Genomic DNA, 15,713 nt, shown 5'->3' with positions numbered 1-15,713 from the left:
CATTCTCAATGATTGCAACGGCATTCTCACTATTCACGTTTTCTGAAGCGTTCCGGCGGGATGCCGGTATTCTTTTTAAAGAAGGTGGCAAAGTAAGATGCACTCTCGAACCCCAGCCTATCCGCAATTTCAGCCACCGACAATCCCGTATGATATAGCAGGCGCTGCGCTTCTATTGTTACTCTTTTTCGTATCAGTTCACCGCTGGAAGTATGTTTGCACTGCTGACATAATTTATTCAGGTAGTTGGTGGTGATATGTAATTGCGAAGCATAAAATGATGGTGTCTTATATACTTTATAATGTATTTCCAACAGCTGCTCAAATGACCTGATCTTTTCGTCGCGGCTATTATTCTTCTCCGCAAGTGCTTCCGTACTGCAACATTGGTCCAGCATACAGAGTAAAATATTCAGGTAAGAACGAAGTACCCTGTCGACTCCTTTATACTGCGAATAAAATTCCTGTTGCATCAAGCCTGTGAGCTGCTGCCATTTGGCCAGCGTTGGCGCTTGCAGCGGAATAAAGCTACCCGGTTCTTTGGCCAGGAAAGAAAACTGGTACAATACATTGCTGTTGTATCGCAGGGAGAAAAAGTCTTCCGTAAAACATATCACACTTCCGGCGTGCAGCTGTATACTGACCACGCTATTGGGTTTGATACAAATAATGCCGGACTGGTCCAGCCGCACCTCGCTATTATCTATGGTAACCTGCCCTCCTGATGGATCGGCGCATAGTAACAGGTAGCAACCCAGCCGTTGCGGCTCCTGTGCTTGTGGATACAAAGCACGGAATGCAGCAGCATTACCCGTCCAGAAAAAATGATTGTCATTAATTGTCAACACGGGGATTCCGTCCGTTTTCATATGCAGCATACTCAGAACAAATAAGTGAGGTGTACCATGGCCCGGCTACCTGCTTTCACGCGCAGGTCCGCCAGCTGTTGGGATATCACCGGCTGAAAGTTTACGCCGGCGGATATTTTCCCGATAGTGGCTTCCATACCCACAGTGGCCAGCAGCGAATATCCGCCGGACATATCTACCGTAAATTTTCCCCCTTCCTTGTCTTTCGCTGCTGTTTCATACAGGACGCCTGCATTGGGCGCCAGGCTTACCTTGTCGGCTATACGGATTTTGTAGTATGCCAGCACGTTGGCCGTAAACTTATTACCATAGCGGTAGTCGTACTTATTGGTCGTATTCAGCTTATAGCTGACATTGGTATTGATACCTACGTCCATCAGGCGGACATCGTATGCGGCGTTGAGCGTAAAATCGGTGCTGGCGGTACCCAGCTGAAAGTTGTTGGGTGCCTCTTCATTTTCTTTGCGCTCTGCCGGTTCATAGCGACCAGTAGGTAGTTTCACGCCGCCACCTATCCAAAGCGATTGTACCATAAGCTGTCCCCTGCCAGTGGTATGCTGCTTATCCAGCAACTGGTAATAACCAACCGCCGCCACATCGCCCCAACCGGATTTACTGGTGGTAACGCCCTGGTTTTCCCGGCTGTTGATGTTTACCGGTACAAATCCCAACACACGAAAGCGACGGCCTATATTCCAGCCGCCCCATAGTTCTGCCGTCTGGTAGGTTTCCTGCGTAGTGAGATAGGAAGTAGTACCTCCCGGCCCCAGGTGGGAACGCATGGTTTTATGCTGGTAACGCAGTCCTATAAAACGCTGTTTAAAATCGGGGAGCAATCCAATATAATAGCTGCCCACGCCACAGCCACAGATATCGCAGGCGCTGGTAGCATAACTGCTTAGTAATATTATACAGAGTATACTGATCTTTTTCATGGTGTCATCATTTTGGTCATTCGTTTCAACAGCTTTCAGTCTTCTGCTTTACGCTTTACGCCCTGCTTCTTTATGGCGCCTCTTCCGAGAATCGGGCATCACTCACGAATTTCTTGTCGTTCAGGGTTTGGAGAAAGGCCAGCAATTGTTCCTGCTCGGTAGCAGTCAGTGAGAACCCGGTATGCCCGCCTTGTTTCAGCAAGGGGTCCAGGGTGGGCATCTCCCGTACTTCGGAGGTGTAGTGCCGCAGCACGGCAGGCAGCGTATAAAAGCGGCCATCATGCATGTAAGGGGCCGTATAGGCCAGGTTACGCAAACTGGGCACTTTAAACTTATATTGATCGTCTGGGTTCAGGGTAATGTCGTAGCGCCCCCGATCATTGTTGGGACCGGCGCCCAGGCCGTTGTTACGGAAAGACTGATCCGTAAACAGCGGCTCCTGGTGACAGCTGCTGCAATGGCGGCGATAAATAGCGTACCCCTGTTGCTCGGCATCGGTAAAAGTGGACCCCTCTTTACGCATAACACTATCGTATTTCGACTGGTCGCTCACCAGCATCACCATAAACTGCGACAATGCCTTCATCATACGTGCTGTGGTAATATCGGTACTGCCAAACGCCCGCTGGAACAGCGCCGGGTAAGGAGGCGTGTTCCGTAGTTTCTGCAATACATTGTCCATGGTTTCATCCATTTCTACCGGGTTGGTGATGGGGGCTATCGGTTGCAAGTCCAGGTCAAATACGCCTCCATCCCACATCAGCGTAGTATTCCAGGCCAGGTTCATAATGGGCGGGGAATTGCGGCTACCGAGGCGGTCGTCGATCCCATGACTCACATCATGCCCGTGATGTGTAAACGCCGATGCCTGGAGGTGACAGAAGCCGCAGGAAATGGTATTATTCCGGGAGAGCCGCGGCTCATAAAATAGTTTCCTGCCCAGCTCAAATCCTTCTTTGGTAACCGGGTTATTGGCGAACTTGTAGGCCGGCGCAGGGAATCCTGCCGGCTGATGGAAGCCTTCAAAGATGGCCGCCAGCTGCTCGCTTTTACTACAGGCAAAAAGAAATAACACTATACCGGTTATGATCAGCCATTGCAGTTTATTCATGCCCGTTAGTTTTCCGTATGATCGTGGTGAAACAACTGCGTATAGTTATTGGCTACCTGGATGCTGAAATCACTGAACATCACCGTAGGATTGGCAGCGATGCTGATTGTCCGGGTACCGTTAAACACTTTGAGGATATCTGCCATGAGGTGGACATTGGCTTCGCGGCCTTGTCTTACTTTGGCGATGCCACCGGCGCGCAGGTCTATCATAATCCGTTTGATATTATTCAGCGTAGGTGCGCTATAGCCGCCAAATCCGCCTATGTGATACCGGAACTTATGCTGGCCGCTGGGATCTGCCGGTGCAGCGGCCGACTCTCCCTCCATTTTAAAGAAGATGTAACCACTGTTCCAGCCCCAGTACATGCCATCGCCCATGCCGCCGGAAGGGTCCAGTACACCTGTTCTGCGACTGATGTCCATTGTGCTCCGGAGGCTGTCTACCCCCAGCACAAAGGACAGGGATTGATAGTCGCCTTCCGGCACTTTTACTTTTACAAACTGGGAGGCCGCATTGGCTTCACTTACCAGGAAATAGCTGCTGTCGGCGGGTACTACGAACTCCTGGCCGCTGCTGTTGGTGACCTTGATGTTGCTGATAAAATACTGTAACAGGGAGATGTTGAAGCTTTCGCCGGCAGCATTGGTATATACGCCGGTGTTGAGTTGCAGGTTCCGGTCGCCCGCAATATTATCAAACTGTATCGATAAAACGGCTTTGGCATCGGTGGATGTTTCCGGTTTAATGTCTTCTTTTTTACAAGCGGTAAAGCTGAGCAGCACCACCATGGCGCCGTATATGGTATGTTTAAATGGATGCATAACAGGTTATTGCAGCAATAGGTTGCTGTGATGAATAAACAATAGGATGCCGCTTCCCGTGCATACACGCGAAGGATAAAGGCAATAACGATCAAGTTGGTACGGGGGTACCAGTTAAATTAACGGATCAATAATAGTTGGATAATTATGCGGCAGGTGGATGGAATATAGTATCAGGCTGGTCAATGGGTGTGCCTATACAATAGGGATGCGGATAGTGAGCGATGTTGGCGGTTACGGCGGCAGTCAGCGAAGTGGGTTCCAGCCAGGCCGCATAGAAGATTTCGCTGCGATGATCTTTGCGCTCGGGATTATCCTGGTCGCGTTTATCTTCTTCCTTTAACTTTTTACTGAGATGACATTTACCGTTACAATGCATAGCGGGCTTATTGCGGTTAACGCATAGGTTCTTTGCAATATATTCCTGGTTCAGGTAAAAGTCGAGCATTACAAAATAACGGTCTGAGAGCTGGCAAAGCCAGATCAGCATTAAAAAGACCGTTATGAGTTGTTTCCGCATGCTACTGGTAAATGAGTTAAAGTCAGCGCAAAGGTATTACTAAAATCCATTGCTGCGCAAAATTACATTTTGTGCGATTGATATACCTGCGATAAACGGGATAAATATTTAAATTATCAGGCTATTGTTTTCAATCGTTCTTTCTATTAGGAACCTCCAGTTAGATATAAATCTAACTGGTATTTAGATAAATATCTTTGCATACAAATCATCCAGATAATTATATTAATTCATAATAAATCTATTATTAACATTACATTTGTAATGTTAATGAGTTTACGTAACTTGTAACTACTTATGGTTTCTTTTTTTGAAAAAATAATATCCGTACTTCATACACTCAATATCCCCTATATGCTTTCAGGGAGCGTGGCAATGAGTTTATACGTCGTTCCCAGAGCCACCCGGGATTTTGATTTTATTGTGCATATTGGGCATAAAGATGTTGATCGTTTCATTGCCAATTTTGAAGATGGATATTATTGTGATAAAGACGCGATAAAAGATGCGATAAAGCATCAAAGCATGTTTAATATTATAGATCATGCTTCGGGATTTAAAGCGGATTTTGTTGTTTTGAAGGATGAACCATTCAGGCAAGTAGAATTTAGCAGGAGAACACAGATAGATTTCTATGGACAAATCATCTATATTGTTTCCGCCGAAGATTTACTTATTTCAAAACTTATATGGATTCAGACAATACAGTCGGCATTACAAATGGAAGATATTAGGCTTCTTACCGAAATAGAAGGACTTGACTGGATATATACAAACAGCTGGATCGATAAATTGAATTTAGACACTTTTAATCTTATCAAAAGATGACTGATACTCCGTCTCATATAAAAGAGATGCAGCTAAAAATCTGGCTCTCTAAATCTCCAGCGGAAAGACTAAAACAGATGATGGAAGATAATACTAAACTGAATCTATTTTGGACTACCGCAAAAAAAACGAATACTAAAAATCCCAAGGCATAGTCCTACTTACCAGCCGATAATGGACTTAACCTGCCGTTGGTGCTTTCCCGAATTTTTTCTTAAAAGAATGTGAGAAATGAGAGAGGCTTTCAAAGCCCAAGTCGAGATAAATAGCCGATGGCTTTTTTTTCTTTTTCTCAATAAGATGCCGGGCTTCTGCCAGTCTTTTTTCCAATAACCACTGCCGGGGTGGCATTTCAAATATTTTCTGAAAGTCGCGCTTAAAGCCTGCAAGGCTCCTCCCGGTAAGGTGGGCGAACTTTTCCACGGGAATGTTGTAGTGGAAATTGCTCACCATGAATTTCTCCAGGTCTATCTTATAAGGCTCCGAAAAATCGAATAAGAACGCTTTGAGTGCTGGCATGGCGTTTAGCAGGAGATATACTGCCTCTTTCACTTTTAACATGCCTACGGTATGCGTTATCTTTTCTCCCGGATGTTGTACATAGGGCAGCAGCGATTGAAAAAAAGCTTCTAAAAACACGTTTCCGGGAATATGAATATTGGGAGCGCCGGTGTATTTCTCCCCTATTTCTATTTGCTCTTCCAGGGCGATTTTCCTGAGTAGGTCTTCCTGCAGGCGAATCACAATGGTTTGATATGGCTTCCCTTCGAGCGGCGTCTTGATAATTTCTCCCAATTGATTTTTTTGAATCAACAACATGCCGCCACCTTCCATGGAAATGCTCTGGTTGGCGGTTTCCAATGTAAACCGCCCTGACACCTGCATCACCAGGGTCTTATGCTCCAGGAAGGCCACCTTTTCCTTTCTCTCGGCAGAGAGGTAAGAGAAAAAGATGACTCCCGGAACGATATCAACTGGATTTATCATTACATAAAGATATAAAACAGCGGAGATTTAAGAGCAGTGTTATTACCGCTGCAGGTAGGTACCGCCCAGTATGGCTCCCTGTGAAAAGTGGGTATTGAGCCGGTTCATTTCCTCTGGGGTAAATGTAATCTCCATCGCCTGTATGTTTTCCGGCAACCTCGATCTCCTGCTCATGCTTACCAGCGGCATAATATGACCACCTTGAGCATTTACCCAGGCAATGGCCAGTTGTGTAGGCGTATATCCTTTCTCGCTGGCCATTTGCTTTAACATATCTACCTTTTCCAGGTTACTTACCAGGTTCTCTCCCTGAAAACGGGAGAAATGAAGGTGGTAATCATTTGCCGGAAGCGGTGCATTCATTTCTCCTGTCAATAGCCCTTCGGCTGTATTAGCAAATGCTACCACGCCTATGCCCAGTTCTTTGGCCGTTGGGAGCAGGTCGTTTTCAATCTGCCGGTCTGCCAATGAGTAGCCTATTTCCAATGCCGATACCGGGTAAATACTGTTTGCCTGGCGCAGTTGCTCCGATGTTATTTCTGAAACGCCGAGATAGCGCACCTTCCCTTCTTTAATGAGGTCGGCAACCGTTCCGATGACGTCTTCTATGGGAACGCTGCCATCGAGCCGGCAGGGCTGATAAAGGTCAATGGTGTCTACTCCCAAGCGTACCAGGGAATAATTAATAAAGTTCCTAATGGCTACCGGGCGCAGGTCCAGGCCCAGCATTTTGCCCCCGTAAAAGATGGCGCCAAACTTAACACTTATAAAAGCATCATCCCTTCTACCTTTGATGGCTTTACCCACCAACAGTTCATTGTGACCAGCGCCATAAAAGTCGCCCGTATTTAAAAAATTAATACCGCTATCTAAGGCCATTTGAATAGTGGCGATACTTTCATTTTCATCGTTTGTTGCCCCGCCCCAAATGGAGGACATGCGCATACAGCCTAATCCGAGTTTGGATACTAATGGTCCATTGTTACCTAAAGCTATGGTTGTCATCATTATTATTTTATTGATTAATGATGTAAAGGTCTGTTTTTGTAACGGATAGCCGCTTTCTTCGACGGCTCAATTTACTTGTCTGTATGGCTCACCTTTTAAAATTGAACAACTTTTTTGAAAAGTTGTTCAATTTTGTATCTTTGGTAAATAAATACCGGATTATGCCTGTAAAAGACAAGAAGGAAAAAATGGATGCTTCCACGGAAGACCGGATCAAGGCCGCTGCCAGGACCGTGTTTACCCGCAGGGGGTATCATGCTACCAAAATAAGGGACATCGCCGCAGAAGCCGATATCAATTTGTCGCTCATCAATTATTACTTCCGGAGCAAGGAAAAGCTGTTCCAGTTTGTCATGGCGGAGGTGATAGACAAGCTCCTCAACACTGTGGCCGGCGTATTAAACAATGAGCAGCTATCGCTGCAGCAACAGGTAGAACAGGTGGCGGATCAATATATTACGATGCTGCTAGCAAATCCCGATTTCCCGTTGTTTATGGTCAACGAAATTTTTTCCGGCAGTGATGAGCTGTTAAAAGGCGAGCGGAAAAACGCCATCTTCCACTCCCACTTTTTTAAGCAGCTGGGGGCGTTGCAAAAGCAGGGTAAGTTATCTATACAACCGCTGCACCTGCTCATGAATATCATCGGGTTTGTGGTAATGCCTTTTCTGGCCAGGCCGCTGCTGGAAAGGCAGAAGATCGTGAAAGCTGGCGAGTTTAAAACGCTGATGGAAGAAAGGAAGCAACTGATTCCCATCTGGATAAAAGGCATGATTAAATAAATTTTTTTGCCTTAAAATTGAACAACTTTTCAAAACAATTATTCAAACTGGATTTAGCATCATGAACGTCTTTAAAACTCTCTGCTGCTGCCTGGTATTCGGTATCGCTTCGGTGAATGGGAAAGCCCAAAGCAATACCCTTACCCTGGAAGAATGTTTTATAAAGGCCCGCCAAAACTACCCGCAGATCCGGCAATATGACCTGATCCGGCGAAGCAGCCGATACTCTATAGAAAACGCCGGAAAGCTATACCTGCCGCAGCTCACTGTAAGCGGGCAGGCCAGCTATCAATCGCAAACCATCGATTTTTCGGAGGTGCTTCCCGCCATTCCCGGCGTACATCCACCCGAACTCAGTAAAGACCAATACAAAATACAGGCAGAAATCAGCCAGCAAATCTATGATGGCGGCGTCAGCAAATGGCAAAAGGAAAGCAGCAAAGCCAATGAAGCTATTCAGCAACAACAGCTGGAGGTAAATTTGTATGCGGTCCGGGAAAGAGTAACCCAACTCTATTTTGGTATCCTGCTTATGGATGCCCAGCTGCAACAAAACCGGCTGAAGAAAGCCAACCTTCAAACGGCGGCAGACAAAGCCAGTGCCGCGTTGGCCAACGGCACTGCCTACCGGAGCAACGTAGATGAATTGAAAGCCGAAATCGTGAATGCCGATATGACCGACACCGAATTCAGGGCTAACCGGAAAGCCTATATGAATATGCTGGGCGTGTTTATCCAGCAGCCCCTGGGCGATAGCACAACGCTTAGCTGGCCTGCGCCCATGACTTCTCCCGAAAATATTAACCGCCCGGAACTCGCTTACTACGACCTGCAGAAAAAAGCATACGACATACAGGAAAAACAATTGTCCACCACCTACCTGCCCAGGCTCAACGCCTTCCTGCAAGGCGCCTACGGCCGCCCTACCCTCAACATCGTAGACAATAAATTTGGTCCGTGGTGGATAGGCGGCGTACGCCTCAGCTGGTCGCTCGGCAGCCTGTACTCCCTGAAAAATAACCGGCAGTTGCTGGACATCAACCGCCAAAACCTCGACGTCAGCAAAGCCACGTTTTTATTCAATACACAGCTTACGCTACAACAACAAAACCAGGACATCAGCAAATATGCGGATCTCCTCCTGCAAGACGATAAAGCCATAGCCCTGCGAACATCCGTACTGCAATCGGCACAAGCGCAGCTCGATAACGGCGTGATCACGGTACACGAGTATATCACCCAGCTTAATGCGGAGCATCTCGCCAAACAAGCGCGCATTCTCCATAACATCCAATTACTACAGGCTCAATACAATTATAAAAACACTTCGGGAAACTGATCAACTATTACATTATGAAACTTCACATCCTACCAGGACTGACGCTGCTACTTCTTCTGAACGCCTGCAACAGCAGCAAAAATAATTTTGATGCAGCGGGTAACTTTGAAGCAGATGAAGTGATGGTGTCGGCCCAGCAAAACGGCGTTATCCAACAATACTCCCTGCGTGAAGGCGACCACCTCAGTACCGGGCAAACTGTGGGACAAATTGACGTTGCTATCCCTACCCTGCAGAAAGAACAGGTGCAGGCGTCGATAGCTGCACTGCATGACAAAACATACAACCCCCAACCACAAACAGAGCTGGTAAAACGCCAGCTGCTGGTACAGGAAGCCCAGTTGCAACAACAATACCGCGAAAGAACCCGCACGGAGAACCTGGTGAAAAGCGACGCTGCTACCCGTAAACAACTGGATGATATTAACGCCGGAATTGAACAGCTGGAACGACAAATTAACGTCACCAAACAGCAATTAGCATTGAATAATGCCAACACCTCCACACAAAACCGCAGCATCCTCAGCGAGCAAGCTCCTTTGGAAAAGTCGCTCGCACAGTATGCCGAACAAATACACCGGGGACTAATTATCAGTCCCATTACCGGCGTGGTGCTATCCAACTATGCGCTGAAAGGAGAAATGGCGACCATAGGTAAACCCCTGTTTAAAATCGCCAATACAGACACACTTTACCTGAAGGCCTATGTTACCGGCACCCTGCTTTCCGATATCAAACTCGGGCAAACCGTGCAAACACGTATTGATCAAGGAAAAAATGATTATAAATATTACCCTGGGCAAATCACCTGGATATCGGATAAATCAGAGTTTACGCCTAAAACTATCCAAACAAAAAATGAACGGGCCAACCTGGTATATGCCATTAAGATCAGTGTAAAGAATGATGGCTACCTGAAAATAGGTATGTATGGAGAAATGTTGATCAACAAGCCGAAGTCATGAATACCGTTGTATTGGATCATATCACCAAACATTACGACCAGGAAAGAGTACTGGCTGTTAACGATGTATCGCTGCAGGTGAGGGCCGGTGAACTATTTGGGCTGATTGGCCCCGATGGCGCCGGGAAAACATCCCTGTTCCGCATCCTCACCACCCTGCTATTGCCCGACAAAGGCCAGGCCAGCGTACTGGGTTATGACTGTGTGAGAGACTATCGGCAAATACGTAACAAAATCGGGTATATGCCGGGAAAATTCTCCCTGTACCAGGATCTTACGGTAAAAGAAAACCTGGATTTCTTTGCCACCCTGTTTGGCAGCAGCATCGGTGAAAACTATACCCTTATTAAAGATATCTACGAACAGATCAAGCCTTTTAACAACCGGCGCGCCGGGAAGTTATCAGGAGGTATGAAACAGAAGCTGGCGCTTTGCTGCGCGCTCATTCATAAGCCCGAAGTACTATTTCTCGACGAACCGACTACCGGTGTAGATGTAGTGTCGCGGAAAGAGTTCTGGCAGATGCTGAAAAACCTGAAACAGCAAGGCATTACCATCCTGGTATCAACACCTTACATGGATGAAGCGGTGCTTTGCGAAAAAATAGCGCTGATACAGGGGGGCAATATTCTATCGGTCGATACACCTGATGGCATCCGGTCAAAATTCCCGGTACCCTTGTATGCCATCCGGTCGGACAACACGTACCAGCTGCTGACCGCGCTGAGGAAAGAACCGGGCGTAGACAGCAGTTATGCCTTTGGCGAAAGCATTCATATTACGCTGAACGAACAACAAACCAATATGGCGGCCATTCAGCAAAGCATGGTGGCCAAAGGACATACACAACTTAGCATGGAACAAATTCAACCGGGTATAGAAGACAGTTTTATCCGCCTGATGAACCAGGCATAACCAGCGATAGCATGGCAGAGAAAGTAATTGTATGTAAGGAGCTGACCAAGCGTTTCGGCGATTTTTATGCCGTTAACAAAATTTCCTTCGAGGTAAATAAGGGCGAAATATTCGGCTTCCTGGGCGCCAACGGTGCAGGCAAAACCACGGCGATGCGAATTTTGTGCGGGCTGTCGCATCCCAGTTCCGGGGAGGCGCAGGTGGCCGGGTATGATGTATACCAACAAGCCGAGTCCATCAAAAAAAATATCGGTTACATGAGCCAGAAATTTTCGCTCTATGAAAACCTGACCGTGGCCGAAAACATTGAATTCTTCGGAGGCGTGTACCGGGTGCCTGCCGCAGAGATAGAGGAGCGCAGTGATGCTTTGCTGCAGAAGCTGGGACTCACCGGCGAAGCTAAAAAGCTCGTAGGTGCTTTGCCGTTAGGCTGGAAACAGAAGCTGGCTTTTTCCGTAGCCATCTTCCACCGGCCGCGGATTGTTTTTCTGGATGAGCCCACCGGTGGCGTGGATCCAGTAACCCGGCGGCAGTTTTGGGATATGATCTACGAAGCTGCTGCATCTGGCATTACGGTATTCGTTACCACACACTATATGGACGAAGCAGAGTATTGCGACCGGGTAACCATTATGGTGGATGGCAAAGTGGAAGCGCTGGATGCTCCATCAAGACTGAAAGCGCAATTCAACGCCAACAATATGGACGAAGTATTTTACCAGCTGGCCCGCGGCGCCAAAAGATCCGGCGATTAAACAACCAGGTATGAAACAGTTTTTTGCATTCATCCGGAAAGAATTTTTCCATGTATTTCGCGACAAGCGCACCTTGCTGATTATGTTTGGCTTGCCGGTGGCTCAGATTGTGCTGTTTGGTTTTGCCCTCACCAGCGAGGTAAAAGATATAACGCTCACCGTGATTGATCAATCGCATGATGTGAATTCACAACAGCTGGTCAGCAAAATAAAATCCTCCTCCTATTTTGTAGTAACGGAGGCTGCTCCCGGCTTCAACGATATTGCCGGCGCATTTAAAAATGGTACCGCCAAATGTGCGCTCATTTTCCCGGCTAATTTCGGCAGCGACCTGCAACACCATGGCCGTGCACCTTTGCAGATTATCACCGACGGCTCCGATCCCAATACTGCCAAAACGGTGGTCAATTATCTTACAGCCATTACTACTGCGTACCAACAGGAAATTAATCCCGGTAAGCCGCTGCCCTACCTGATTATACCGGAGCCGCGGATGTTGTATAATGAAGAAGGAAACGGCTCCCTGAATTTCATTCCCGGTGTGATGGCCCTGGTGCTCATGATCGTGTGTACAGCGCTGACCTCCGTTTCGGTTGTCAGGGAAAAAGAGCTGGGCACCATGGAAATCTTGCTGGTATCTCCTTTCCAGCCGCTGATGGTATTAATCGCCAAAGCGATTCCTTACCTGATCTTATCGCTGCTCAACTTTATCCTTATCCTGGTGCTGGCGGTGTTTGTGCTGAACGTAGGAATCAAAGGCAGTATCGTACTGCTGTTCCTGGAAAGCATGCTGTTTATTATTACGTGTCTTTCGTTTGGATTGATGATCTCCAATACCACCAACTCCCAGCAAACGGCGTTGCTGTTATCGATGATGGGGATGATGATTCCGACGATGATCTTTACGGGGTTCATGTTCCCGTTGGAAAATATGCCCGGGGTGTTCCAGGTCATTGCTAACGTGGTGCCCTCCCGCTGGTACTTCCTCATTATAAAAGCGGTGATGTTAAAGGGGCTTGGATTTAAGTACATCTGGAAAGAAACGCTGGTGCTCCTGGGGATGACCCTGTTGCTGCTCGCCATTGCCCTCAAAAATTTTAAAACCCGGTTATCATGAGCGTACTGCGTTATTTACTGAAGAAGGAGTTCCGCCAGATTTTCCGGGATAAAACGATCCTGGCCATGATGTTTGCCATGCCTACAGTGCAGCTGATCATCCTGCCGCTGGCCATGAACTTTGATGTGAAACAGGTAAACCTGGCCGTGGTAGACAACGACCATAGCAGTTACTCCAGGCAAATGGTCAATACCATCGTTGCTTCTGGCTACTTCCGGATGGTGGCTGCCGCCCCCTCCTTTCCGGCGGCATTACAGTATATAGAGCGGGAGAAGGCCGACCTGGTGCTGGAAATACCTGCGGGCTTTGAAAGAAACCTGGTCAGGGAGGGGCAGCAGAAAGTGGGAATTTCCATCGATGCCATTAATGGCACCAAGGCTGCTATTGGCGGCAATTACCTGCTCACTGCCATCGGTGATTTCAATAAAGACCTGCCGGTCAATACCAATGCCAGGGTGGCGCCTGCCGCTGGACTTATCGATCTTACCTGGTCGAACTGGTATAACCCGCTGGCGATCTACAAATTTTATGTAGTACCGGCCGTGCTGGTATTGCTGCTCACGTTGATCGGTGGATTTATGTCGGCTCTCAATATTGTACGGGAAAAGGAAGTGGGTACGATAGAGCAGATCAATGTAACGCCTATACGAAAGTGGGAATTTATCCTGGGCAAGCTAATCCCCTTTTGGCTGATGGGGTTGATTGTATTTACGCTGGGGTTGCTGGTTGCCTGGGGAGTCTACGGCATCTGGCCGGTGGGCAGTTTTGCCTTGCTTTACCTGTTTGCCGCGATTTACCTGGTTGCCTTGCTGGGATTTGGGTTGCTGGTATCTACCTATACCAGCAACCAGTTGCAGGCTATGTTTGTGGCATTTTTCTTTATGATGATCTTTATGCTGATGAGTGGCCTCTTCACATCGGTGGATAGTATGCCGCCCTGGGCCCGGCTCATTGCTAACTTAACCCCTATTACCCATTTTATCAAGATAATGCGGATGATCGTACTCAAAGGCAGTGGCTTTGTGGATGTGCAGCGGGAGTTTGGGTACCTGGTCGTATTTGCGCTGATTTTAAACGGTTGGGCGATTCTTAACTACCGGAAAACCAGTTAATCGGGACCATCTTTTTTCTTTCCAACTATTTTTTCCAGAATTTACAATTATCTGACTATCAACAAAATATAGAACAGAACGGGCTCAAGCGCCCGTTCACAGCCGTTATTTGTCGCCTTTTACCGGTAATCCTTAGAAAAAACATTGAAATAAAACAGATTTTATGAATAAATTTGAACGATTAAGTAGCTACTTTTAAAATTTTAAAAAATGAGCAATAAACCCGCTACCTTATTTGACAAAGTATGGGATTCACATGTTGTGAGGAAAATTGAAGATGGTCCGGATGTATTTTTTATCGACCGCCACTTTATTCATGAAGTAACCAGTCCGGTGGCTTTCCTGGGAATGGAAGGCCGGGGTTTAAAGGTAATGTTTCCTGAAAAGACCTTTGCTACAGCTGATCACAATACACCGACGATTAACCAGCATTTGCCGGTACAGGATCCGCTTTCTGCCAACCAGCTGAAAGCGTTGGAAACCAATTCCAACAAATATGGTATTTCCCACTGGGGCCTGGGCAACCCGAAGAATGGTATTGTGCACGTGGTAGGTCCGGAAAACGGGATCACCTTACCGGGTATGACCATTGTTTGTGGCGACTCCCATACCTCCACCCATGGTGCTTTTGGCGCAATTGCGTTTGGTATTGGCACCTCTGAAGTAGAGATGGTGTTATCTTCTCAATGCATTATGCAGCCGAAGCCTAAAAAAATGCGCATCAATGTAACAGGCAAGCTGGGTAAAGGTATTACTCCTAAAGACGTTACACTCTATATTATATCTAAACTCACCGCAGCCGGTGCTACCGGTTACTTTGTAGAATATGCCGGTGAAGTATTCGAAAACATGAGCATGGAAGGTCGTATGACCGTGTGCAACATGAGTATTGAAATGGGCGCCCGTGGCGGTATGATTGCACCAGACGAAACCACTTTCAATTATATCAAAGGCCGTGAAAAAGCGCCACAGGGAGCCGCCTGGGACAAAGCCCTGGCTTACTGGAAAACGCTGAAAACAGATGAAGGCGCTACCTTCGATGTTGAGCACACCTATGCCGCCGCTGATATTGAACCCATGATCACTTATGGTACCAACCCGGGTATGGGGATGGGGATCACCCATCACATTCCTTCCGCATTGGCAGGCGACAGTAAAGCCAGTTACGAGAAATCACTGCAATACATGGGCTTCCATGAAGAAGATGCCATGCTGGGCAAAAAAGTAGACTACGTATTTATTGGTAGCTGTACCAATGGCCGCATTGAAGATTTCCGTGCCTTTGCCTCTATCGTAAAAGGAAGAAAGAAAGCGGAACATGTTACCGCCTGGATCGTACCGGGTTCTCATATTGTAGAACAACAGATCAAAGAAGAAGGTATCCTGGACATTCTCACCGAAGCTGGCTTCCAGCTGCGTCAGCCCGGATGCTCCGCCTGCCTGGCCATGAATGATGACAAGGTACCTGCCGGTAAATATGCCGTGAGCACCAGCAACAGGAACTTTGAAGGCAGACAAGGACCTGGCTCCCGCACCATGCTGGCCAGCCCACTGGTAGCGGCAGCGGCAGCGGTAACCGGCGTAGTCACCGATCCGAGAGAGCTGATGGCTTAATCATGCCGGCACCTTTTTTTCAATCATTCAACA

16 protein-coding genes are annotated in these 15,713 nt (G+C 47.4%); 9 read left to right on the top strand and 7 right to left on the bottom strand.

Annotated elements, in window-relative coordinates; all coding sequences use genetic code 11:
• Positions 1-29: 29 nt before the first annotated feature.
• The 5 genes from HGH90_RS16035 to HGH90_RS16015 form a co-directional block, all read right to left on the bottom strand.
• The gene (locus tag HGH90_RS16035) at positions 30-869 is read right to left on the bottom strand and encodes a helix-turn-helix domain-containing protein (RefSeq protein ID WP_169191530.1); all 840 of its coding nucleotides are present in this window, start codon (positions 867-869) and stop codon (positions 30-32) included.
• A gap of 11 nt (positions 870-880) precedes the next feature.
• A complete protein-coding gene (locus HGH90_RS16030; RefSeq protein WP_169191529.1) occupies positions 881-1,804 on the bottom strand; it encodes a transporter in 924 nt (307 codons plus the stop codon).
• Positions 1,805-1,874: 70 nt separating this feature from the next.
• The gene (locus HGH90_RS16025) at positions 1,875-2,915 is read right to left on the bottom strand and encodes a cytochrome-c peroxidase (RefSeq protein ID WP_169191528.1); all 1,041 of its coding nucleotides are present in this window, start codon (positions 2,913-2,915) and stop codon (positions 1,875-1,877) included.
• Positions 2,916-2,920: 5 nt separating this feature from the next.
• On the bottom strand, positions 2,921-3,739 hold the full coding sequence (locus tag HGH90_RS16020; protein ID WP_169191527.1) for an MbnP family protein: 819 nt from the start codon (positions 3,737-3,739) through the stop codon (positions 2,921-2,923).
• A gap of 145 nt (positions 3,740-3,884) precedes the next feature.
• Positions 3,885-4,259, bottom strand: a complete 375-nt coding sequence (locus HGH90_RS16015) for a hypothetical protein (RefSeq protein WP_168763012.1) — start codon at positions 4,257-4,259, stop codon at positions 3,885-3,887.
• A gap of 297 nt (positions 4,260-4,556) precedes the next feature.
• On the opposite strand from HGH90_RS16015, the gene HGH90_RS16010 reads away from it, so the two are divergent.
• Positions 4,557-5,087: a hypothetical protein gene (locus HGH90_RS16010; RefSeq protein WP_169191526.1), complete on the top strand. Its 531-nt coding sequence runs from the start codon at positions 4,557-4,559 to the stop codon at positions 5,085-5,087.
• Between the two features lie 180 nt (positions 5,088-5,267).
• Here HGH90_RS16010 and HGH90_RS16005 read toward each other — a convergent pair whose 3' ends face one another.
• Together HGH90_RS16005 and HGH90_RS16000 are read right to left on the bottom strand one after the other, a co-directional pair.
• The gene (locus HGH90_RS16005; RefSeq protein ID WP_168763011.1) at positions 5,268-6,074 is read right to left on the bottom strand and encodes a helix-turn-helix domain-containing protein; all 807 of its coding nucleotides are present in this window, start codon (positions 6,072-6,074) and stop codon (positions 5,268-5,270) included.
• A gap of 42 nt (positions 6,075-6,116) precedes the next feature.
• Positions 6,117-7,082, bottom strand: coding sequence for an aldo/keto reductase (locus tag HGH90_RS16000; protein ID WP_247679820.1), 966 nt, complete (start codon positions 7,080-7,082; stop codon positions 6,117-6,119).
• Between the two features lie 161 nt (positions 7,083-7,243).
• Here HGH90_RS16000 and HGH90_RS15995 point away from each other — a divergent pair, with 161 nt between their 5' ends.
• The 8 genes from HGH90_RS15995 to leuC all read left to right on the top strand — a co-directional run bounded on the left by HGH90_RS15995 (position 7,244) and on the right by leuC (position 15,680).
• Positions 7,244-7,864 carry a TetR/AcrR family transcriptional regulator gene (locus HGH90_RS15995; protein ID WP_168763010.1) on the top strand — a complete coding sequence of 207 codons (621 nt, stop codon included), beginning with the start codon at positions 7,244-7,246 and terminating at the stop codon, positions 7,862-7,864.
• Between the two features lie 61 nt (positions 7,865-7,925).
• On the top strand, positions 7,926-9,203 hold the full coding sequence (locus tag HGH90_RS15990; RefSeq protein ID WP_169191525.1) for a TolC family protein: 1,278 nt from the start codon (positions 7,926-7,928) through the stop codon (positions 9,201-9,203).
• A gap of 14 nt (positions 9,204-9,217) precedes the next feature.
• Entirely contained in the window at positions 9,218-10,168 is a 951-nt protein-coding gene (locus tag HGH90_RS15985) for an HlyD family secretion protein (protein ID WP_168763008.1), read from the top strand.
• The gene (locus tag HGH90_RS15980) at positions 10,165-11,082 is read left to right on the top strand and encodes an ABC transporter ATP-binding protein (RefSeq protein ID WP_168763007.1); all 918 of its coding nucleotides are present in this window, start codon (positions 10,165-10,167) and stop codon (positions 11,080-11,082) included. Before HGH90_RS15985 ends, HGH90_RS15980 begins: the two co-directional genes overlap by 4 nt.
• Positions 11,083-11,093: 11 nt before the next feature.
• On the top strand, positions 11,094-11,837 hold the full coding sequence (locus HGH90_RS15975; RefSeq protein ID WP_168763006.1) for an ABC transporter ATP-binding protein: 744 nt from the start codon (positions 11,094-11,096) through the stop codon (positions 11,835-11,837).
• A gap of 10 nt (positions 11,838-11,847) precedes the next feature.
• Positions 11,848-12,954, top strand: a complete 1,107-nt coding sequence (locus HGH90_RS15970) for an ABC transporter permease (RefSeq protein WP_169191524.1) — start codon at positions 11,848-11,850, stop codon at positions 12,952-12,954.
• Positions 12,951-14,066: an ABC transporter permease gene (locus HGH90_RS15965; RefSeq protein ID WP_168763004.1), complete on the top strand. Its 1,116-nt coding sequence runs from the start codon at positions 12,951-12,953 to the stop codon at positions 14,064-14,066. The genes HGH90_RS15970 and HGH90_RS15965 overlap by 4 nt, the downstream gene beginning before the upstream one ends.
• 210 nt (positions 14,067-14,276) lie before the next feature.
• Positions 14,277-15,680: a 3-isopropylmalate dehydratase large subunit gene (gene leuC / locus HGH90_RS15960; protein ID WP_168763003.1), complete on the top strand. Its 1,404-nt coding sequence runs from the start codon at positions 14,277-14,279 to the stop codon at positions 15,678-15,680.
• The last annotated feature ends 33 nt before the right edge of the window (positions 15,681-15,713 follow it).

The sequence above is a fragment of the Chitinophaga sp. Ak27 genome, assembly GCF_012726295.1.
Taxonomy (GTDB): Bacteria; Bacteroidota; Bacteroidia; order Chitinophagales; family Chitinophagaceae; genus Chitinophaga.
The sequence above is the reverse complement of the archived record's forward strand: the minus strand, read 5'-3'. Positions and strand labels throughout refer to the sequence as shown.

Bases quoted from the DNA above. Each gene is read 5' to 3' on its own strand.
- HGH90_RS15965 (WP_168763004.1), top strand. From the start codon at position 12,951: ATGAGCGTACTGCGTTATTTACTGAAGAAGGAGTTCCGCCAGATTTTC.
- leuC (WP_168763003.1), top strand. From the start codon at position 14,277: ATGAGCAATAAACCCGCTACCTTATTTGACAAAGTATGGGATTCACAT.
- HGH90_RS15985 (WP_168763008.1), top strand. From the start codon at position 9,218: ATGAAACTTCACATCCTACCAGGACTGACGCTGCTACTTCTTCTGAAC.
- HGH90_RS15980 (WP_168763007.1), top strand. From the start codon at position 10,165: ATGAATACCGTTGTATTGGATCATATCACCAAACATTACGACCAGGAA.
- HGH90_RS16015 (WP_168763012.1), bottom strand. From the start codon at position 4,259: ATGCGGAAACAACTCATAACGGTCTTTTTAATGCTGATCTGGCTTTGC.
- HGH90_RS16025 (WP_169191528.1), bottom strand. From the start codon at position 2,915: ATGAATAAACTGCAATGGCTGATCATAACCGGTATAGTGTTATTTCTT.
- HGH90_RS16035 (WP_169191530.1), bottom strand. From the start codon at position 869: ATGAAAACGGACGGAATCCCCGTGTTGACAATTAATGACAATCATTTT.
- HGH90_RS16000 (WP_247679820.1), bottom strand. From the start codon at position 7,082: ATGATGACAACCATAGCTTTAGGTAACAATGGACCATTAGTATCCAAA.
- HGH90_RS16020 (WP_169191527.1), bottom strand. From the start codon at position 3,739: ATGCATCCATTTAAACATACCATATACGGCGCCATGGTGGTGCTGCTC.
- HGH90_RS16030 (WP_169191529.1), bottom strand. From the start codon at position 1,804: ATGAAAAAGATCAGTATACTCTGTATAATATTACTAAGCAGTTATGCT.
- HGH90_RS15995 (WP_168763010.1), top strand. From the start codon at position 7,244: ATGCCTGTAAAAGACAAGAAGGAAAAAATGGATGCTTCCACGGAAGAC.
- HGH90_RS16010 (WP_169191526.1), top strand. From the start codon at position 4,557: ATGGTTTCTTTTTTTGAAAAAATAATATCCGTACTTCATACACTCAAT.
- HGH90_RS15970 (WP_169191524.1), top strand. From the start codon at position 11,848: ATGAAACAGTTTTTTGCATTCATCCGGAAAGAATTTTTCCATGTATTT.
- HGH90_RS16005 (WP_168763011.1), bottom strand. From the start codon at position 6,074: ATGATAAATCCAGTTGATATCGTTCCGGGAGTCATCTTTTTCTCTTAC.
- HGH90_RS15990 (WP_169191525.1), top strand. From the start codon at position 7,926: ATGAACGTCTTTAAAACTCTCTGCTGCTGCCTGGTATTCGGTATCGCT.
- HGH90_RS15975 (WP_168763006.1), top strand. From the start codon at position 11,094: ATGGCAGAGAAAGTAATTGTATGTAAGGAGCTGACCAAGCGTTTCGGC.